Annotated in this window: 18 protein-coding genes; all 18 read left to right on the top strand. The window is 64.0% G+C overall.

All coding sequences use genetic code 11. The annotated features are described in order from the left end of the window. Positions 1-26 precede the first annotated feature (26 nt). The 18 genes from B8V81_RS08790 to B8V81_RS08700 all read left to right on the top strand — a co-directional run bounded on the left by B8V81_RS08790 (position 27) and on the right by B8V81_RS08700 (position 20396). A complete protein-coding gene (locus B8V81_RS08790) occupies positions 27-668 on the top strand; it encodes a DUF2087 domain-containing protein (RefSeq protein ID WP_101808156.1) in 642 nt (213 codons plus the stop codon). Positions 669-873: 205 nt separating this feature from the next. Continuing rightward, positions 874-1713, top strand: coding sequence for an AAC(3) family N-acetyltransferase (locus B8V81_RS08785; protein WP_101808155.1), 840 nt, complete (start codon positions 874-876; stop codon positions 1711-1713). Between the two features lie 256 nt (positions 1714-1969). Then, positions 1970-2434 (top strand): acyl-CoA thioesterase, encoded by a 465-nt coding sequence (locus tag B8V81_RS08780; RefSeq protein ID WP_101808154.1) that lies wholly within the window; start codon positions 1970-1972, stop codon positions 2432-2434. 242 nt (positions 2435-2676) lie between these two features. Then, a complete protein-coding gene (locus tag B8V81_RS08775; RefSeq protein WP_180968403.1) occupies positions 2677-3927 on the top strand; it encodes an MGDG synthase family glycosyltransferase in 1251 nt (416 codons plus the stop codon). An 826-nt stretch (positions 3928-4753) separates the two neighbouring features. Beyond that, positions 4754-6544 carry a cache domain-containing sensor histidine kinase gene (locus tag B8V81_RS08765; protein ID WP_101808151.1) on the top strand — a complete coding sequence of 597 codons (1791 nt, stop codon included), beginning with the start codon at positions 4754-4756 and terminating at the stop codon, positions 6542-6544. Beyond that, the gene (locus B8V81_RS08760) at positions 6541-6792 is read left to right on the top strand and encodes a response regulator (RefSeq protein WP_342352565.1); all 252 of its coding nucleotides are present in this window, start codon (positions 6541-6543) and stop codon (positions 6790-6792) included. Before B8V81_RS08765 ends, B8V81_RS08760 begins: the two co-directional genes overlap by 4 nt. 27 nt (positions 6793-6819) lie before the next feature. Further along, complete coding sequence (locus tag B8V81_RS26125; protein WP_342352564.1) at positions 6820-8202, top strand: helix-turn-helix transcriptional regulator; 1383 nt, start codon at positions 6820-6822, stop codon at positions 8200-8202. Positions 8203-8287: 85 nt separating this feature from the next. Continuing rightward, positions 8288-9622, top strand: coding sequence for an extracellular solute-binding protein (locus B8V81_RS08750; protein ID WP_052333188.1), 1335 nt, complete (start codon positions 8288-8290; stop codon positions 9620-9622). A gap of 96 nt (positions 9623-9718) precedes the next feature. Beyond that, a complete protein-coding gene (locus B8V81_RS08745; protein ID WP_028598803.1) occupies positions 9719-10594 on the top strand; it encodes a carbohydrate ABC transporter permease in 876 nt (291 codons plus the stop codon). A gap of 19 nt (positions 10595-10613) precedes the next feature. After that, positions 10614-11495 carry a carbohydrate ABC transporter permease gene (locus tag B8V81_RS08740; RefSeq protein WP_416362098.1) on the top strand — a complete coding sequence of 294 codons (882 nt, stop codon included), beginning with the start codon at positions 10614-10616 and terminating at the stop codon, positions 11493-11495. A gap of 296 nt (positions 11496-11791) precedes the next feature. Beyond that, positions 11792-12379 (top strand): DUF5317 domain-containing protein, encoded by a 588-nt coding sequence (locus B8V81_RS08735; RefSeq protein ID WP_028598805.1) that lies wholly within the window; start codon positions 11792-11794, stop codon positions 12377-12379. Positions 12380-13283: 904 nt separating this feature from the next. Continuing rightward, entirely contained in the window at positions 13284-14486 is a 1203-nt protein-coding gene (locus B8V81_RS08730) for a bifunctional diguanylate cyclase/phosphohydrolase (protein ID WP_228551688.1), read from the top strand. 230 nt (positions 14487-14716) lie between these two features. Then, positions 14717-15841 (top strand): serine hydrolase domain-containing protein, encoded by a 1125-nt coding sequence (locus tag B8V81_RS08725; RefSeq protein ID WP_180968402.1) that lies wholly within the window; start codon positions 14717-14719, stop codon positions 15839-15841. Between the two features lie 125 nt (positions 15842-15966). Further along, positions 15967-16323 carry a DUF3870 domain-containing protein gene (locus B8V81_RS08720; protein WP_043111230.1) on the top strand — a complete coding sequence of 119 codons (357 nt, stop codon included), beginning with the start codon at positions 15967-15969 and terminating at the stop codon, positions 16321-16323. Positions 16324-16461: 138 nt separating this feature from the next. After that, entirely contained in the window at positions 16462-17286 is an 825-nt protein-coding gene (locus B8V81_RS08715; protein ID WP_101808150.1) for a M55 family metallopeptidase, read from the top strand. Between the two features lie 37 nt (positions 17287-17323). Beyond that, complete coding sequence (locus B8V81_RS08710) at positions 17324-18262, top strand: ABC transporter permease (protein ID WP_028598808.1); 939 nt, start codon at positions 17324-17326, stop codon at positions 18260-18262. After that, a complete protein-coding gene (locus tag B8V81_RS08705) occupies positions 18259-19179 on the top strand; it encodes an ABC transporter permease (RefSeq protein ID WP_101808149.1) in 921 nt (306 codons plus the stop codon). The genes B8V81_RS08710 and B8V81_RS08705 overlap by 4 nt, the downstream gene beginning before the upstream one ends. A 2-nt stretch (positions 19180-19181) precedes the next feature. Beyond that, a complete protein-coding gene (locus B8V81_RS08700; protein WP_101808148.1) occupies positions 19182-20396 on the top strand; it encodes an ABC transporter ATP-binding protein in 1215 nt (404 codons plus the stop codon). The last annotated feature ends 15 nt before the right edge of the window (positions 20397-20411 follow it).

Genomic DNA, 20411 nt, shown 5'->3' with positions numbered 1-20411 from the left:
ATATCTAATCTAAATGAGGAATCGTCATGCAGCTGGAAAAAGTCGTCGCCTATCATAAGGCGCTTGCCGATCCGACCCGCATCCGCATGCTGATCCTGCTGGCGGACGGAGAGCGCAACGGCCTGGAGCTGGCCGAGCGGCTGTCGCTCGCGCCGGCGACGATCACCCATCATGCCGCCAAGCTCCGGGAAGCCGGGCTCGTCGGGGAGCGGCGGGAGAAGAATGCGATTTACTTTTCGCTGAACGAATACTTCCTGCGCGATGGAGCGGACGCGGCGATGGAGCTGATCCTCCGGTCGCGTGCAGGCGCGAGGAGAGAGGAGAGGGGCATGGACGAACAAAGAGAATTCGAAGAGCAGGCGCGCCGCGAAGAGCTGGAGAAGTACCGAAGCGGCGTGCTGCGCAGCTTTTTCGATCGGGAAGGCAGGCTGAAGAACATCCCGGCCCAGCTGAAGAAAAAGCTCGTCGTCCTGGAGCATCTGGCGCAGAAGCTGGAGCCGGGACGCAAGTATCCGGAGAAGGACATCAACGCGTTCATCCGCGAGTTCCATCCGGACTTCGCCACGCTGAGGCGCGAGTTCATCATGCAGCAGTACCTGTTCCGCGAGAAGGAGATCTACGAGCTCAACCCGGCCGAGATGTGGCCGCGCTGGGCGGAGCTTTCCTAGCCTGCTCGGCAGGCGGCTTGCAGCCGCAGCCCTTCCGCTTTTGCAGCCCGCCGCGCGCGGGCTGTTTCCCGTTGGCCGCTCCTTACGCACCGCCTGGCAGCGTCATTTTCTGAAAGCCGGCCGGGAACGGCTTCAGCCGTTTTCGCCCCTAGCCGCGCAGGCGCCGATCGGATATGCTGTCGGTATCGGAAAGGGGAAGAGAGAAATGGACATCTACGCGCATCCGCCGCTGACGAAGCAGGCGATCGCGCTCGGCCTGAAGGAGCTGGGCGTCAAGGAGGGCATGACGCTGCTCGTGCACTCGTCGATGAAGTCGTTCGGACGGTGGATTCCCGGCGGCAGCCAGGCTGTCGTCGAGGCGCTGGAGGAGGCGGCCGGGGCGTCCGGCACGATCGTCATGCCGACCCAGACGGCGGATCTGTCCGAGCCGTCGGCCTGGAGCCGGCCGCCGGTGCCGGAATCGTGGTGGCCGGTCATCCGCGCGGAGATGCCGCCGTTCCGCCCGGATCTGACGCCGACGCGGGCGATGGGAGCGGTCGTCGAGGCGTTCCGGCGCCGCGATGGCGCGCGGCGCAGCGCGCATCCGCAGGTGAGCTTTGCCGCCCGCGGACCGCTCGCCGAGGCGATCGCCTTGGAGCATCCGCTCGTTCCTCCGCTTGGCGAGCCTTCGCCGCTTGGCCGCCTTTATGAGCATGGAGCTCATGTGCTGCTGCTCGGCGTCGGCCATGTCAACAGCACGTCGCTTCATCTGGCGGAGCATCGGGCCGATTGGCCGGGCAAAAGGATGAATCGCCAAGGCGCGCCGATGCTCGTCCAGGGCGAGCGCCGCTGGGTCGAGTACGAGGAGCTCGCCTATGACGACAGCGACTTCGAGGCGATCGGCGAGGCGTTCGAGGCGTCGCATCCGCAGGCGCGCCGCCTGACGATCGGAGACTGCCTCGCCCGGCTCATGCCGATGCGGGAGCTCGTCGACTTCGCGGCGGAGCGGATGGCGCTTCGCGGCGCCGGCAGCTCCGGGCCTGAGCCAAGCTCGACGTCGGAGTGAAGGCCTTCCTTGGCGGAGCCTGACCGGGGATCTCTAGCTTGGAACGGATCGGGCGGAGCCTTCCTTCGATAGGACCTCCGCCAGAGTCGGGAAGCGTCCGACGACCGCCTTCATCTGGCGGCCGCGGCGCTTTTTTTCGTTGCCTGCGGAGGAGCCGGACCGGCGGCGCGGTTGTGCCCGGCGCAGGCGGCATGCTATCCTGCTTGATGACAAGCCCGATCGGCAGCCGCCGACGGGAGCAAAGGAGACCTGCATCATGAGCAAGGGCGCATTCATGGGAGAGGACCGGCAGGCTTGGCTGGACTCGTTTTCCTTCTCGATTCCGCTGAAGATCCGCTATTGCGAGACGGACATGCTGGGGCATGTCAATAATGTGAGCTATTTCATGTACTTCGAGCAGGGAAGGATCGAGTACTTCGAGAATTTGGAACTGACGGAAGATTTATTCAGTCAAAAGGCCGTATCCGTCGTCGCCGATCTGGAGTGCCAGTACCTGGATCAGATCTACCTCAAGGACGCGCTGCGCCTGCATGTCAAGACGGCGCGGCTTGGCCGCTCGTCGATCGACATCCAGTATGCGCTGACGGTGGACGGCAAGCTCAAGGCCGGCGGCCGGGGCGCGATCGTCCTGATCGACACGGCCGGCGGACGGCCGACGCCGATTCCCGACCATGCGCGCGAGGCGATCCGCCGATTCGAAGGCCCGCGGCTGGAGGAGTAGCCCGCCGTAGAGCGTGTCTGCAACCCCGCCCTAGGTCCAGGTGCAAAAACCGGCTGCGGCCCGAAGGCGGCGGAAGCCGGCCGAGGTAAGCTTTTCTTCAGGGAGATTCGTACATCATGTGGCGGCGGAAAAGCTTCGCAGACTATTTTTCGCCCTTGTCCCGTATGTATATCGTAGCGAGCCGCTCTTGGTCCCGAGAGACGCCCCGGGCAGGGCGGCCGCAGCCAGAGGAGGAAGCGTACGTGCACGCGAGCAGCCAGCAACGAATTCTTGTCCTGACCGGGACGCTGGGCGAGGGCCACAACCAGGCCGCGCGGGCGATCGCGGAGGCGGCCGCGGGAGCCGCGCCGAACGCCGAGACGACGATCGTGGACTATATGAAATGGACCCATCCGAAGCTTCATTCGGTCGGACGCTTCTGCTACATGCAGGGCATCAAGGGACTGCCGTCAGTGTACGGCGTCCTGTACCGGGCGACGCGCGAGGAGAACCGGCTGTCGACGCTGTTCAAGCAGCTGCGCACCTTCCGCACGGAGCGCATGCTGCAGCTGCTCGAGGAGCTCCGGCCGACGGTCGTCGTCTGCACGTTTCCGGCCGCTGCCGCAGCGATGTCCCATCTGCGGCTCCAGCGGCTGACGCGCGTGCCGACCGTCACCGTGCTCACCGACTACGCTCGGCACAGCTACTGGATCCATCCCGGCACCGACCGCTACATCGTCGGCGCCGAGCCGATCCGCCAGGCGCTCATCGCGAGCGGCGTGTCGCCGTCGCGCGTCGTCGCGACCGGCATCCCGGTGCGCCGCCAGTTCGGCCAGCGCCATGACCGCGCGGAGCTGCGGCGCAAGCACGGCCTCGATCCGCAGCTGCCGACGATCCTCGTCATGGGCGGCGGCGACGGCCTCATCGGCCGCAGCGTCATGCGCCTCGTCGAGGAGCAGGACGGCCTGCCGCGCGCGCAGTTCGTCATCGTCTGCGGCCGCAACGAGCGGCTGCGCCGCCAGCTGCAGGAGCGGCTGCGCAGCGTCGGGGACGCCCACCGAATCGTCGTGACCGGGTACGTGCCGCATGTGCACGAGCTGATGGCGGCGGCCGACGTCATGGTGACCAAGCCGGGCGGGCTGACCGTCTCCGAGGCGCTCGCGCAGGAGCTGCCGATGATCCTGTTCAAGCCGATTCCGGGACAGGAGCAGGAAAATTCCGCATACCTGGCCGGCCTTGGCGCCGCTCTGGAGGCGAGCAGCCGCGGCGAGCTGATGGACCAGCTGCGCGCGGTGCTCGAGCATGCGGCGCTGCGCGACCGGCTTCGCCGCAACGCGTCGCGCCACAAGCCGGTCGCGGGCGCGAGCCGCGCGCTCCAGGCGATCCTGGAGCTGCAGGATCCCCGCCGCGCGCCGGCGGATGTCGCGGCATCCGCGCTGGACGCGGCGGTCGTCGCGGCCGTCGCCGGCGGCGCCGCGCTGCAAGCCTCCGCCTCGGCTGTAGCGCAGGCTTGAGAGCGGGCGGGCCATCGTTTCAGAGAAGGAGCCGAATGACGACGACGTCATTCGGCTTTTTTAGCGTGGAAAAAATGTCTATCTTCGCGTGTGGATGAGATTGAGGGAGGGAAACGAACAGGGGAGGCTGCAATGATTTCGGGTTGCGGCCTTGGCATCGCGTGCCGGGGAGGCTGCAGCCCGGTTTTTTCGCGTTGATCGCGCAACGCGTATAAAGCGAATAAAGCGCCTTCTTGCAGCGGGCTTGGAATCCGCCTCGCCGTCCATTCGGTTAGGCGAGGCGATGTCGCTGCGGAGGAAATGGCGCGCTAGAGCGGTAAATCTGCCACTGAAGGAGGCGCAGCGGCGGAGAAGGAGCCCGTAAGTGGTAAATGTACCACTGATGGAGGCGCAGGCGCGGAGAAAGAGCCCATATGTGGTAAATGTACCACTGATGGAGAGGAGCGGGTGAATGGGCGTGGACGCGATCCGAAGCCCGATGCAGCCCGCGGCTCCCTGAACGCCTCCTGGCCGCTTCCCCTTCCAACTTGAATGCGCTATCATAGGGAAAAAGAATGCGCGGCATCTTCATTTCTTCAACCTGGAATTCGATGAAAATGAAGGAAATACGCATTCGCAGCTTCGGATCCCGCTCAAAAAAAGACTGGATTCCACCCGCAACCTTCACTATCATGATAGGAAACATGCCATGAGGCGCATCGGCATCTAGAGCTTCCGCTCATCCCGATCTGCATCGGTCCCGATCCGCATCCGCATCGGCATCCGTCCTCACCCGCACGACGGCACCCGCACCCGCATCTACGGTTTTCGGCCAGGAGGCATCCCGATGGAAAATTGGCTCGGTCGCTCGCTCAAGCATAAGCTGTCGCTGCTCACGATTCTGGCGGTGCTCGTTCCCCTCTTTTCGCTCGGGCTTCTTTCCTATTCGATCGCCGAAGGGCTGTCGGAGGAGAAGGCCAAGACCGAGGGCATGAAGACGCTGGACCTGCTCCAGGCCTACCTCGACAACATGGTCCGAGACGTGGAGAACATGTCTCTGTTCCTGATCGGCAACGAGAACGTGCAGCAGGATCTGCAAGCCCGGCAGTCCGATCTCCGCAAGCAGACCTCGATCATCAGCTTCCTGACCGATCTGGCTTTTTCCAAGGCGTACATCAGCAATATCGTCATCGAAAGCAACGACGGCCGCGCCGCCTACAGCATCCGCTCCGTCGTCAGCTCGGGGCTGGACGTGCTGCGGGCCGAGGACCCGGAGCACTACGATCCCGCCCGCAAGTTCTGGTCGACCGTCTATCGCCAGGACAGCTCCCTCGAGAGCCATCAGGTGCTGACGCTGTCGCGTCCGATCCGCAGCACGAAAAAATACGACAAGCCGATCGGCATCCTCCGCATCAGCCTCGACCAATCCGTCATCGCCCGCCAGCTGCGGCAGTCGGAGCTGCAGGGCTCCGGCTCGGTCGTGCTGCTGGACGCCGACAACCGGATCATGGCCGGTCCGCCGCAATGGGAGCTCAACCGCCCGATCAGCGACTACCTGCCCGGCTTGCCGGCGCTCTCCGGCGAAGGAGGCTCGCTGACCTACGGCGAAGGGGACGGCCGCTCGACGATCCTCTACCGCTCCCTGAACAGCGCGGACTGGAAGCTGGCCGGCATCATTCCGTTCGAGGAGTACCGCTCGCAAAACCGCTACTTCCTGACGCTGGCGGCGATCGCCGTCTGCATCGCGCTGCTGTTCGTCATCGTCGTCGTCGGCTTCATCGTGCGCAAGGTGACGGGTCCGCTCAGCTCGCTCACGCGCCAGCTCCGGCATGCCCATCCCGACGAGCCGCTGCCGGTGCTGCCGGTGACGACGATCGACGAGGTCGGGCAGCTCGTCATCAGCTACAACCGGCTCAGCGCCAAGATCGCCAACCTGACCGAGGAGGTCAAGCGCAGCGAGTCGCTCAAAAAAGAGGCGGACCTGCTCGCGCTGCAGGCGCAGATCAATCCGCATTTCCTGTACAATACGCTCTCGTCCGTGCAGTGGATGGCGCTCATGAACCAGGACGGGCGCACGGCCGAGATGGTCGGCGCGCTCAGCGACTTCCTGCGGTTCAGCCTCAACAAAGGGCGCGAGTACTGCACGGTGGCGCAGGAGTTCAGCCATGTGGACAGCTATGTGAAAGTGCAGTCGATCCGTTATCCGGACCGCTTCGAGCTCGTCTCGTCCGTACGGGAGGAGCTGCTGGAGCGGCCGATGCTCAAGCTGCTGCTGCAGCCGCTCATCGAGAACGCGCTGCTGCACGGCATCCTGAAGCGCCCGGAACCGGGCCGCATCGAGGTCGAGGCCGAGGCGGCCGAAGACGGGGCGATCCGCTTCATCGTGCGGGACAACGGCGTCGGCATCCCGGAGGAAAAGCTGGACGCGCTCCGCACGCTGCTCGGCAGGCGCATGCTGCCGGGGCTGGACGCCGACACCGGAGGCGACTACGGCAGCTACGGGCTGCGCAACGTGCATAATCGGCTGCTGCTGCATTACGGGCCGGAGGCGGGACTGCATCTGGACAGCTCGCCGGGCGTCGGGACGACCGTCAGCTTCCGGCTGCCGAAGCCAGGCATCGAGGAGGGAGAAGCATGAAGGTATTGATCGTCGACGACGAGGTCATCATCCGCACGGGACTCAGCACCGTGCTGCCGTGGAAGGAGCGCGGCTTCGAGCTGCTGGAGCCGGCGGCGTCCGCGGAGGAGGCGCTGCTGCGGCTGCCGCTGGAGCGGCCGGATCTCATCCTGACGGACATCTGCATGACGGGGGCGTCGGGGCTTGAGCTCGCCGCCCAGGCGCTGCGGGAGTACCCGGAGCTCGATATCATCGTGCTGTCCGGGTAAGACGAGTTCGCCTACGCGCAGCAGGCGGTGAGGGAGGGCGTCAGCGAGTATCTGCTCAAGACGAGCCGCCCCGGCGAAATTCTCGATGCCGCCGATCGCGCCAGGCAGCGCTGGCTGGCGCGCAAGCAGCGCGCGCAGACGAGCGCGCGGGAGTCGGCGGCCTACCGCGAGCAGCTGCTGGCGCGGCTGCTGCTTGGCGGCGGCGAGCCGGACGAGGAGCTGCTGCGCCGAGCGGTCGCGGCGCATCCGCAGCTCGCCGGCGTCGGACGCGGCCGGCTGCTGCAGCTGTGGCGGCTGGCCGCGGTCGAGCTGCCGAGCGGAGCGGCGGCTCCGGGCGCCTGCGCGGCAGCGGAAGGCGTGCAGGCGGCCGGCCGCATCGAGGCCTCGGTCGCCCGCGCCGTAGCCGCCGCTCGGGCCGCCGCGGCCGGCGAGCCGGCATCCGCGCCTGCGGAGGAGCCGGCCGACGCCGGCGAGCTCGCGGCCGCGCTCGGCTGCGCCGTCGTGCCGCATGAGCGCGGCGGCTGGCTGGCCGCGGCCGCCGTCGAGACGGAGCAGCAGCTGCAGCCATTGCTGCGGGCGGGACTGCGCCGCCTCGCCGAGCGCGGCCGGCCGGCGCTCGCCGCCTGCGGCGAGGCGGCCGCGGATTGGAGCGGCTTCGCCCGTGCGCGCCAGACCGCGCTGCAGGCGTTCGCCTTCCGCCATCTGGCCGCCCGCTCCGGCATCGTCCGCTACGACGACGTCGCCGGGCGCGAAGGCATGCGCGCCGTCTGCTCGCCGGAGGAGGAGCGCAGCCTGATCCGGCTGCTGCAGGCCGGCGGCGAAAGCGAGCTGGAGCGCGGCGTGGACGCGCTCCTGGAGCAGGCGCGCGCCGACGCGCAGGCGACGCCGGCCACGATGACCGCGTGGCTGTATTCGCTGCTCGCGGCCGCCCGCCGCTCGCTCGAGCGCTCGGCCGCCTCCATCGGCCGCGAGCTGCCGCCGATGCCGGAGGGCGCATCGCCGGCGGAGCTCGAGGAGCGGCCGCGCGAGGCGCTGCTCGCCGAGCTGCGCCTGCTCTCGCTTCGCTGGGCCGAGCTGGAGCGCGGCGGCCACTCCGCCGTCCGCCAGGCGGCGGAGTACATCCGCGCCCGCCTCGGCGAGAGCCTGACCTTGCAGCAGGTCGCCCGCAGCCTGCCGATGAACCCGACGTACCTGAGCGAGCTGTTCAAGCGCGAGACCGGGCAGACCTACCTCGAGTACGTCACGCGCCAGCGGCTCGAGCGGGCCAAGGAGCTGCTCCTGCAGACGCCGGCCAAGGTCGCGAGCATCGCTTCCGAGGTCGGCTACGAGGACGCGAAGTATTTCAACAAGCTGTTCAAGGCGGACACGGGGCTGACGCCGACCGAATACCGCCAGCTTCACGAACGATGACCCCCCTCCTCCCGAAGGATCTCCCCTGCGGCGGGAGCGGGGTCTTTTATATACTGAGGGCATAACAGGACAGGGGGATGCGAGCATGAACAAGAACAGATTCGGCAAGACGGCGCTGGCTTCGCTGGCGGCGATGGCGCTGCTGAGCGCATGCGGCAACGGAGCGGAAGAAAATGGCGGCGCTTCCACGAACGATTCCGGAGCCGGCGGCGGCAAGGTCAAGCTGACGCTCTGGCACAACTTCGCAGGCGACGACGCCCGTGCCAAGACGGTCCGCGCCAAGATCGACGAATTCGCCGCGGCTCATCCGGAGATCGAGCTGGACGCCCAGGCGATTCCGGTCGACGGCTACCGCCAGCGGCTGAGCACCGTCGCCGCGGCCGACGAGATGCCGGACGTATTCCTTTCCTACGCGGGCAGCCATATCAAGGGCTTCCAGGAATCGGGCCTCGTGCAGCCGATCCAGGAGCTGCTCGACGCCAAGCCGGAGTGGAAGGACAGCTTCCTGCCGGGCGCGTTCGACGGCTCCACGTTCGACGGCGCGACCTACACGGCGCCGCTGGCGATGTCGGCCACATCCTTCCTGTATTACAACGCGGAGCTGTTCCAGCAGCATAACGTCGCCGTTCCGAAAACCTGGGACGAGCTGATGGCGGCGGTCGACACGTTCAACAAAGCCGGCATCACGCCGATCGCGCTCGGCAACAAGGCGCCATGGGTCGCGCAGTCGACGATCCTCGGCTCGCTCGCGGATCGCGTCACCGGCACCGACTGGTTCAAGAAAGCCGTCGCCCAGGACGGAGCCGCGTTCACCGACGCGCCGTTCGTCGAAGCGCTCGGCTACTTCAAGCAGCTCGTCGACGCCGACGCGTTCGACAAGGGCGCCAACACGATCGACAACACGCAAGCCGAGCAGGTGTTCATCCAGGGCAAGGCCGCGATGATGGTGAGCGGCGCCTGGACGCTGACGAACCTCGCGACGACCCCGGAGGACACGCTCAAAAAGATCGAAGTGACCGTGCTGCCGGCCATCGCAGGCGGCAAAGGCGACGCGAACACGATCTCCGGCGGCCCCGGCGCGGGCTTCGCGCTCAGCAAGAAGGTCGAGGGCGACCGCAAGCAGGCGGCGTTCGACCTGATCTACGCGATCAGCGGTCCGGACGCGCAGAAGGCGATCGCCGAGAGCAACTCGATGGTCATGTACAAGACCGACGTCGATTCGTCGAAGGTCACCTCCCTTTACTACAAGGCGTTCGAGCTCGTCAAGACGGTCGGCATCACGCCGGTCTACGACGCGTACCTGTCCGCCGAAGCCGGCGAGGCGATCAACAACGGCTTGCAGGAAATCATGATGGGCGCGGCTCCGGACGCGGTCGCCAAAAACCTGCAGGACGCCCAGGCCCGCTCGCTCAACCCGTAAGCGCAGTTCCCAACGTCCGTCCCTATGCCACATCCGGGAGATCCGCTCCGCGCTTCGCGGGGAGGGTCTCCTTCTCCTAAGGAGGCGAATCCCCCTATGCCCGCATCTCTGCGCAGCAACCGCTTCATCCTGATTGCCCTGCTGCCCGCCTTGATCGTCTTCGTCCTGTTCGCCGTGCTGCCGATCCTCTGGTCGATCTACTACGGCTTTTTCCAGTGGAAAGGCATGGGCGACGCCAAGTTCATCGGCCTCGGCAACTATCGGGACATGCTGCAGGACCCCGTCTTCTGGCGGGCTCTGCGCAACAACCTGATTCTCGTCGTCTCGGCCATCGTCGGCCAGATTCCAATCGCGCTGGCCGGCGCCCTGCTCCTGACCGCGAACACCTGGTTCAACCGGCTGATCCGCTCCGCGCTGTTCATGCCGATGGTGCTGTCGACCGTCGTCATCGGCATGATCTGGGGCTACATCTACAACTACCAGTTCGGCCTGCTCAACCAGGCGCTCACGCTGATCGGCCTCGAGAGCTGGACCCAGGCATGGCTGTCCAATCCGAAGCTCAACATGTACGCCGTGTCGATTCCGATCAACTGGAGCAACATCGGCCCGTATCTCATCATCTTCATCGCCGCGCTGCAGAACATCTCCTCGGAGATCCACGACGCCGCCGCCATCGACGGAGCGACCGGCTGGCGCAAGCTCGTCAGCGTGACGCTGCCGATGATCTGGGGCACCGTCGTCGTCACGATCGTGCTGTGCATCGCCGGCAGCCTCAAGGCGTTCGACCATGTCATCGTCATGACCGGCGGCGGACCGGCCAAGTCGACCGAGCTGCTCGCCACCTATATGTACAACAGCACGTTCGCCGTCTACCGATACGGCTACGGATCGGCCGTCTCCACGATGATCCTGCTGATCAGCCTGCTGCTGATCGGCATCAACATGGCGGTCACCCGCCGCAAATCGAGCTGACGAGAGGGGAGTGCCGACTGTGAAAACGACCATCGCGCCGCCTGCCGCCGGCTCGGCCGGCGGCGAGAGAAGCCGCCTGCGCCGCCTGATCGGCGGCGGAGCGCTCAAGCTGGTCCTGCTGCTGTACGCCGCAGGCACGCTGTATCCGCTGTACTGGCTGTTCATCAGCGCCATGAAGACGAACGAGGACTTTTTCGCCCATCCGTACTCGCTGCCGAGCGAATGGGTGTTCACGAACATCAGCCGGGCTTGGGATCTCGGCAACATGGGACGCGCCATGCTCAACTCCGCCATCGTCACCTCCGTCTCGGTGGCGCTAACGCTGCTGCTCGGCACGCTGGCCGCCTACGTGCTCTCGCGCTTCCAGTTCCGCCTGCACAAGCTGGCGCTGGGCATCTTCGTCATCGGCATGCTCGTGCCGATCCACAGCACGCTCGTGCCGCTGTTCATCTTCATGAACAAGATCGGGATGCTCGACACCTATGGCGCGCTGATCCTGCCGTACACCGCCTTCGAGCTGCCGATCGCGATCTTCATCGTCATCGCCTACCTGTCCTCCATCCCGCGCGAGATCGAGGAGGCGGCGCTGATTGACGGTAACGGCTGGTGGGGCGTCTTTTTCCGCATGATCCTGCCGCTGTGCAAGCCCGCCCTGGCGACCGTCGCGATCCTGGCGTTCCTGCGCTTCTGGAACGACTTCGCGTTCGCGCTCGTCTTCATCAACTCGCAGGCGCTCAAGACGCTGCCGCTCAGCCTGTCCTTGTTCTCCGACGGCTTCGGCACCGACTACAGCCTGACGATGGGCGCGATGGCGATCGCCGTGCTGCCGACGATCATCGCCTACCTTATTTTCCAGGAGCAGATCATGAAAGGCATGACCGCCGGCGCCGTAAAGGGATGATTCGACGAATTTCTTCTTCAATTATATGGATAATTAGATGAAGGAATTTTAATCCATACTCTCTTTCTAACCAAAACATTGGGTCTTTTTGATCATAAAAAAGCCGCTTTTTTCGACAAAAAGCAGGCTTTTTACTATGAAGTCAATAGGACCTTTGTGCAACAATGAGTAGGATATGCTACTTAGATCATATTGACTAGGTTCATGAGCCCGTCTTATAATGACCCTGTGCAAATGTTGGTAATTGTAGATTTTTACTGGAATAATGATAATGCCGTCGAGAAGGAGCAAGGCGAATGGTATATGATGGGATCCTTCTAGGACTGATCGTCGGGTTCATCCGCGCGGGTTGGAAGAATGGGCTGATCGCGATCGGAAATCTCCGCATCAAAGGCGGATGGGCTTTCCCGATTCTGCTGCTCGTCCAATTTCTGCTCTTTTACCTGCAGGGTGACATTCCATTTTTCGCTCAGTTCAACGGATACTTTTATATGGTCATTTATGTCGTCGGACTCGCGCTCCTATGGATCAATCGTCACCAAAAAGGACTGGGCATCATCTTTGTCGGCGTGCTCCTGAACTTTCTCGTCATGATGGCGAACGGCGGACGAATGCCGGTATCTTTGGAAGCGGCGTCCGTATTGGATCCGATCTACATTGAAATGCTTCGCAGCGGAGATGCCGTAAGCAAGCATTTCCTGATGGACGAGTCTACCCGGCTTTACTTTCTGGGAGATATCATTCCGCTGTCGCCGCCCTATCCTCGAACTCAAGCCATCAGCATCGGCGATGTGGTGATCAATGTCGGGGCGTTCTTCTTCCTCTGTCAATTGATGGGAAAGAAATCAAAGGATTATGTCGCCTTGTCCCAAGAATCCTCTTAAGCTTTCTACACTCTAGGAAAGGGGGTGGGCAAACTATGAAGAAAGCCAATCTGAAAGTTATTTTCTTCAATATTTCCATTCTCGCATCCGTAGCCGTGGCTCTGACTTCGGGCTTTAGAGTAGGTTGATAGGAACCGAACAATTAGGAGTCGGAAGAACAACTCTTCTGATTCCTTTTTTTATATCTTTTTGGGGGAGCAACGACATGGGCGGTCAACAACGGTTAATTGGACTCCTAAAACCAAAAGAGTGGCTGGTAGTGGCAATTTGCCTCATGGGCACATTGCTGTTCTTGTCGTTTTTTTGGCCTGAGGGATTTTCGCTGGATCGTAAGGACTGGGTCATCTTCTATGCAATGGTAGCCGGGGCGATAGTGCTTGAGTACTTTATGTACAAGCTGCCTCCAGAAGGTAATCATCAATCCATGGATTCGACGATATTTCTTGCCTCCCTGTTCATTTATGGCGTTAAATTTTCCTTAATGGTACTGTTTGTAAGCGCGATTATTATCGTAATTAATCGTAGAACAGTGGCATGGTGGAAGCACTACTATAATTTCATTACCTACTCCGCCATGATTATAGGTGCTCATTGGGCTTTTCAGTGGATGGACGGGACGACGGGAGATTTTATCGTCGGTGAGATTTATGCTTTCGTCCTTGCTTTGATCGCATATTTCAGTGTGAATATTATTTTGGTAGCAGCTTACTTTTTCTTGCTCTATCGAAATCAGTTGATTCCAGTATTAGCTTTATTCGTTCGTGAATCGCTGTTCGCCTATATTGGAATCCTGCTTTTCTCCCTGGTGCTCGTCATTATGGTGTTGAAAACAGGTTTCTTCGGAATTCTCTTGTTCCTCATCATCGCCGTCCTGCTTTCCCATGTCTTCAAGCAGCTTTTCCTCATGTATCACGAAATCAACGACAAAGCCAATAAAGACCAGCGGACAGGGCTGTTCAACCACAGCTACCTCGAAGAAAAGCTGGATGAATATATCAAGCTCTACCGCGAGGATGGAAAGACGTTTTCCTTCGCTATGATCGACCTGGATGACTTCAAGAAGTATAACGACATGTACGGCCACCCGCAGGGGGACAAGCTGCTCGGCTTCGTCGGCTCCATCATCAAGGAGGAGTGCGAGCCTCACGGCTATCTGGCCGCCCGCTACGGCGGCGAGGAGTTCGCCATCATCATGCCGGAGCTGGACAAGAACAAGGCGAGGGCCTTCGTCAACCACGTCCGCAAGCGGGTGAACAACGCGCCGTTCGACGGCGTCGACGTGCTGCCGCACGGATGCGTCTCCTTCTCGGCCGGCATCATCGAAATGAGCGCCGACACCTACGAGAAGTCCCAGCTGGTCGGCTTGTCCGACCGGGCGATGTACATCTCGAAGTCCAAGGGCAAAAACGTCGTCACCGTCTATGGCGAGCAGACCTATCTGCCGCAGCAGTTCGAGCATGAGATCAACGAGCTCGAGCAGCAGATCCGCATCTTCCTCTCCAAGGACGTGTACACGTTCAAGCATTCCAAGCGCGTGTTCTCGTACGCGGTGGATATGGCCGGCATTCTCGAGCTCGGCGAGGAGGAGCGGCGCACGCTCATTCTCGGGGCGCTCATCCACGACATCGGCAAGCTGGAGGTACCGCGCGAGGTGCTGACCAAGCGCTCCAAGCTCGACAAGGACGAATGGGAGATCATCAAGAAGCATGTCACGTTCGGCAAGGAATTCCTGCTGGCGACCGGCAAGTACACGGACCTGGTGCCGCTCGTCGAGCTCCATCACGAACGGTATGACGGCGGCGGCTATCCGCATGGGCTGAAGGGCACCGAGATTCCGAAGCTCGCCCGCATGCTCTGCATCATCGACTCGTTCGACGCGATGACGACGGAGCGGCCTTACCAGCGGACGAAATCGTTTGCGGAAGCGCTTGACGAGATGCATCGCTGCACCGGCACGCAGTTCGATCCGGAGCTTGTCTTACCGTTCATCCGCTACATCGAGAGGCGGATCGAGCTGGGCGACATTCCGGACGAAGCGCTGGAGGCGATGGAGCAGCAGCGCAAGCAAGAGGCGAGGCATGACGACAGCCGCACATCATCGGGATAAAAAGGCGTTGCAGCAGCCGCTGCAGCGCCTTTCTCACTAGACGAGATCGCGGGGGAGGCAGGCCGTCAACCGGAGCATGGCGCCATGCGCTTCAGCGATGCCGAGGGTTGACGAATCGTGCCTCGGAGGGCGATAATCATAACACTTGTAAACGCTATCTCAGAAATGGGACACGAGAGGAGGGGGAAACGATCGCCAAGCCGGACAAAGTGCTGTCGAAGCTGCAGGAAGTGGCGGATCGCCGAAGCATTCTGGGCCTCTCCTGCGCCTATCTGATCCGAGGCCGCGTCGTCTGGAAGGGCAGCCTGGGACTGGCGGACCTCGAGCGCCGGATTCCGGTGACGGAGCGAACCGTATTCCGCATCGCCTCGATTTCCAAGACGATCGGAGCGGCTGCGATCCTGCAGCTGGCGGAAAGAGGCCAGTGCAGTCTCGACGACGACGCGGGCCGGCTGCTCGGCCTGCCGCTCCGCCACCCGCAGCATCCCGAGCAGCCGATCAGGCTCCGTCATCTGCTGACGCATACGAGCGGCCTCCAGGATGAATATGCCGCATTTGCCGCGGCATCGCGGCAAGAGCCGTTGCTGCCGCTGTCGGAGCTCTTGCTGCCGGGAGGCGCCTATCACCCCCCGCGCCTATGGGGCGAGCATCCCCCGGGCGATCCGGCGGGCTACGCCTATTCCAATCTGGGGGCGATCGTGCTCGCCACGATCGTGGAGCGGCTGAGCGGGGAGCGGTTCGACCGCTATTGCCGCAAGCAGCTGCTCCTGCCGCTCGGCATGAGCGATTCCAGCTTTCTGCTCCAAGACATCGAGGATCCGGACCGGATCGCCGTGCTGTACGAGCGGGAGCGCGGCAGCGGCTCGTGGACGCCGGCGCTCGATGACCGCGGCAGCCGCCACGAGCCGCCGAGCGCCGCCTTGCGCGACTACGTGCCGGGCGTCAACGGCTCGCTGTTCGCGCCGCAGGGCGGGCTGCGCACGACGGTCGCCGATCTGTCCCGCTGGCTGGAGATGCTGGCCGCAGGCGGCGAGCGTGGCGGCGTCCGGCTGCTGCGGGAGCGGACCGTGCGGGACATGATGGACAAGCACTGGGTCCGCGATCCGCAGGAGGGCTTTTACCGCGAGGGGGGACTGCAGCTGCAGCGGACGCGCGACCTGTTCCCCGGCCGCCTGATGGTCGGTCATGCGGGCGACGCGTACGGCCTCAAGAGCGGCATGTTCGTCGAGCCTGAGACCGGCACGGGCTTCGTCTATGCGATGAACGGCCTCGACGACGCCAAGGACGGCCATGTATTCACGGCGGCGGAGACGGAGCTGGCGCAGGCGATGACGGATATTTTCCGCAAGCGGTAGCTCGCCTGCCGCGCCGGAAGCCGTCGGATTTCCACGGTTTTTCCCGTTTACAGACCCGTCCGTCGATGTTAGAATGGTTTACATCAGATCGGCTTGCAGAGAAAAGCTTACAAGGGGTTATCACGATGCCGTATGATCGCAGCACGCTTTATGTGATCGGCGACGCCCAGTCCTCGGTCAACAACCCGATCACCCAGCAGTACAGCGCTTTTTTCATCGGGCTGGTCGTCGAGCAGGATACGGGCCTCATCGTCGATGCCGGCTGCTCGTCCACGATTCCGCTCACCTCGGAGTTCGTCAAGTCGATCTTCATCGGCTGCAGCGTGCTCGACGTCGATGCGGTGAGCGAGGAGATCCGCAGGCGCTATCACGGCTCCTCGCAGAAGGCTCTCATCGTCGCGTTCAAGGACGCCTCCAAAAAATTCAAATCCACACGCAGCGGCCGCGAAGAGCGGGAACAGCCCACTTCCGGCAGCGTGTAAGCTGCTTTATTTATCCGCAGGGCGCTTCGCCGCCACGCTCGTAAATAAAACCCAGCCCTTGCCGCCACCTCGATGGCGAGCTTCGGCTGGGTTTTTTCCATCCTATGAATGTAAAATTCCGACTCGGGAGGAAGAAAGATGAAGCTGTACGTATCGGTGGACATGGAAGGAATCACAGGCATGGTGGACAGCACGTTCGTCTTCCCGGGCAGGCACAATTACGCCCGCGGCCAGCAGATCATGACCGACGAGGCGAACCATGTAATCGCGTCGGCGTTCGACGAGGGCTGCGCCGAGGTGATCGTCAATGACAGCCACTCCAAGATGAACAATCTGCTGATCGAGCGGCTCCATCCCGAGGCGCAGCTCCTGTCCGGAGACGTGAAGCCGTATTCGATGGTGCAGGGGCTCGACGCCTCGTTCGCGGGCGCGGCGTTCATCGGCTACCATACGATGGCGCCGACTCCGGGCGTGCTCAGCCACTCGATGGTCTTCGGCGCGCACCGGATGTGGCTGGGCGGCAAGGCGGTCGGCGAGCTCGGCCTCAACGCTTACGTCGCGGGCCGCTACGGCGTGCCCGTGCTGCTCGTCGCCGGCGACGACCGGACGGCGGTCGAGGCCGAGGAGCTCATCCCCGGCGTCACGACAGCCGTCGTCAAGACGTACGTCTCGCGCACGTCGGCGCTCTGCCTGACGCCGGACAAGAGCGGCCAGCTGCTGCGGGACAAGACGAAGGAGGCGCTCGCCTCGCGCGGCCGCGTCCAGCCGCTCGTCCCGCCGGACAAGCCGGTGCTGGCGATCGAGTTCGCCAACTACGGGCAGGCCGAGTGGGCGCATCTGATGCCGGGCACGGAGCTCGACAACGGCAGTCCGGTCGTCACCTTCGCCGCCGCCGACATGCTCGAGGCGTACCGCGCCATGCTCGTCATGGTCGAGCTGGCCTCGCGCGCCGAATTCTGCTGAGCAGTCCCCCAGCCCCCGAAAGGAGCGTCGTACGGCTATGGCTTCCTACATCCTGAAACGGTTCATCTCCATGGCGGTCACGCTGTGGCTCATCGTCACGGTCACATTTTTCCTCATGCATTCCGTTCCGGGCAGCCCGTTCGACAAGGAGGGCCGGAATACGAGCCAGACGGCGGTCGACAACATGATGGCGTACTACCATCTGGACGAGCCGCTCGGCGTGCAGTACGTGCTCTATCTCAAGTCGCTGCTCATGCTTGATCTCGGCCCCTCGATCGGCCACTTCCCGACGACGGTGAACGACATGATCGGCCGCGGCTTCCCGGTGTCGTTCCAGCTCGGCATGCTGGCGCTGTCGATCTCGATCGTGTGCGGCATCGCGCTCGGCACGGTCGCGGCGCTGCGCAAAAACCGGCTCATCGACCAGCTCGCGATGGTGCTCGCGGTCATCGGCATCGCGGTGCCGAACTTCGTCGTCGCGACGCTGCTCATCAAGTACGTCGCCGTCGAGTGGCGGCTGCTGCCGGTCGCGACCTGGGGCACCTGGCGGCATGCGGTGCTTCCGGCGCTGGCTCTGTCGACCGGTCCGCTCGCCATCATCGCCCGCATGACGCGGGCGAACATGGTCGAGGTGCTGACCGCCGACTATATCGAGACCGCCCGCGCCAAGGGGCTGCATCCGGCGGTCATCGTCTTCAAGCACGCGCTGCGCAACGCGGTGCTGCCGGTCGTCACGCTGCTCGGCGCGCTCGTGGCGAACGTGCTGACGGGCAGCTTCGTCATCGAGAAGATCTTCGCCATTCCCGGCATGGGCAAATATTTCGTCGACGGCATCAACAACCGCGACTACTCGGTCATCATGGGCACGACGGTGTTCTACAGCGCGCTGCTGCTGGTCATGATGCTGATCGTCGACATCGTGTACGGCCTCATCGATCCCCGCATCAAGCTGCACCGGAAGGAGGGACGGCCATGAGCGTGCCGGATTCCCTGTTCGTCCCGATGAACCGCGATGCCGTCGACGCGGAGGCGATCGTGCGGCCGCGGCTGAGCTTCGCCCAGGAGGCGTGGCGGAGGCTCAAGCAGAACCGGCTCGCCTTTGCCGGCGCGCTGCTCATCGTGCTGCTGGCGCTGCTCGCGACCGTAGGTCCGTACCTGCCGGTGCAGAGCTACGACAAGCAGGTGCTGACGGACATCAACCTCGCGCCGTCGGCGCAGCATTGGTTCGGCACGGACGAGCTCGGCCGCGACGTGTTCGCCCGCATCGTCTACGGCGCGCGCATCTCGCTGTTCATCGGCCTGGCGGCGACGCTCATCGACGTCGTCATCGGCATCGTCTACGGCGGCATCGCCGGCTATGTCGGCGGCCGCGCGGACAACGTCATGATGCGCTTCGTCGACATGCTGTACGGCGTGCCGTACCTGCTCATCGTCATCCTGCTCATGGTCGTCATGGGTCCCGGACTCGCCACGATCATCGTCGCGCTGAGCGCGACCGGCTGGATCGGCATGGCGCGGGTCGTGCGCGGGCAGGTGCTCTCGCTCAAGTCGTCGGAGTACGTGCTGGCGGCGCGCTCGATGGGATCGAGCGGCTGGCGCATCATCCGCAAGCATCTCGTGCCCAACGCGATGGGCGTCATCCTCGTGCAGATCTCGTTCTCCGTGCCGTCGGCGATTTTCGCCGAGGCGTTCCTCAGCTTCCTCGGGCTCGGCATCCAGCCGCCGCTCGCGAGCTGGGGCGTCATGGCGAGCGATGGCCTGTCGGTCATCCTGTCGGGCCAGTGGTGGCGGCTGTTCTTCCCGGCGCTGTTCATCTCCGTCACGATGCTGGCGTTCAATCTGCTCGGCGACGGGCTGCAGGACATCTTCAATCCGAGACAGAGGAGGTCGTGACGATGTGGAGACGGAGCGATCGGGATCATCGGAAAAAGGCGGCGCTCTCGGCCGCAGCCGCGCCTCCAGCGCCGGAAGCGGCGCAAGCGCGTCCGGAGCGCGCCGACAGCGGCGGCGCTCCGGAGCCGGACCTCGGCCGGGCCGCGCAGGCGGCTCGGCCGCCGGGGGAGGTCATCCTGGAGGTCGACGACCTCCGGGTGAGCTTCCGCGCGCATGGCGGTCAGGTGCAGGCGGTGCGCGGCGTGAGCCTCTCGCTGCGGCAGGGCGAGACGCTCGCCATCGTCGGCGAGTCCGGCTGCGGCAAGAGCGTCACCGCCCGCAGCCTGATGCGGCTGCTGCCGGAGCATGCGGCCGTGCTGGGAGCCGGCTCCAGCATCCGCTGGAAGGGCCGGGAGCTGACGAAGCTCAAGGAAAAGGAGCTGCGCAAGCTGCGCGGCGCGGAGATCGCGATGATTTTCCAGGATGCGATGACCGCGCTCAACCCGACGCTGACGATCGGCGAGCAGCTGATCGAGGGCATCGCGCTCCATCGCAAGGTGCCGCGCTCCGAGGCGAGGCGGATCGCGGTCGACATGCTGGAGCTGGTCGGCATCCCGAGCCCGGAGACGCGGCTGAAGCAGTACCTCGGCGAATTCAGCGGCGGCATGCGCCAGCGCATCATGATCGCGATCGCCGCCTCGTGCAGCCCGTCGCTGCTTATCGCCGACGAGCCGACGACGGCGCTCGACGTGACGATTCAGGCGCAGATCCTCGACCTGTTCCGGATGCTGCAGGAGCGGACCGGAGCGGCGATCGTGCTCATCACGCATGATCTCGGCGTCGTCGCCGAGACGGCGGACCGCGTGTGCGTCATGTACGCCGGCGAGATCGTGGAGTCAGGCACGGTCCGCGAGCTGTTCCGCCGTCCGCAGCATCCGTACACGCAAGGCCTGCTCGCGGCGCTGCCCCGGCTCGACCGGGAGCGCGGGAGCACGCTCGTGCCGATTCCCGGCACGCCGCCGGATCTGTTCGCGCCGCCGCCCGGCTGCGCGTTCGCGGCACGGTGCCCGCACGCGATGGAGGCGTGCCGTCTGCACCGGCCGCAGATGGCGGAGCTTGACGGCACGCATGCGGTCGCGTGCTGGCTGCAGGATCCGCGCGCGGCGCGGCCGCCGGCCGCCGGCGCCGGAGCGGGGAGCGGCATGGCGGGCGAGCCGGCGCGCACGGCCCTCGGCTAGACCAATTCTTTTTTC

Origin of the sequence: Paenibacillus pasadenensis, assembly GCF_002864175.1 — a bacterium.
GTDB classification, from domain to species: Bacteria; Bacillota; Bacilli; order Paenibacillales; family Paenibacillaceae; genus Paenibacillus_O; species Paenibacillus_O pasadenensis.
This window is presented reverse-complemented; position numbering and strand designations above follow the sequence as displayed.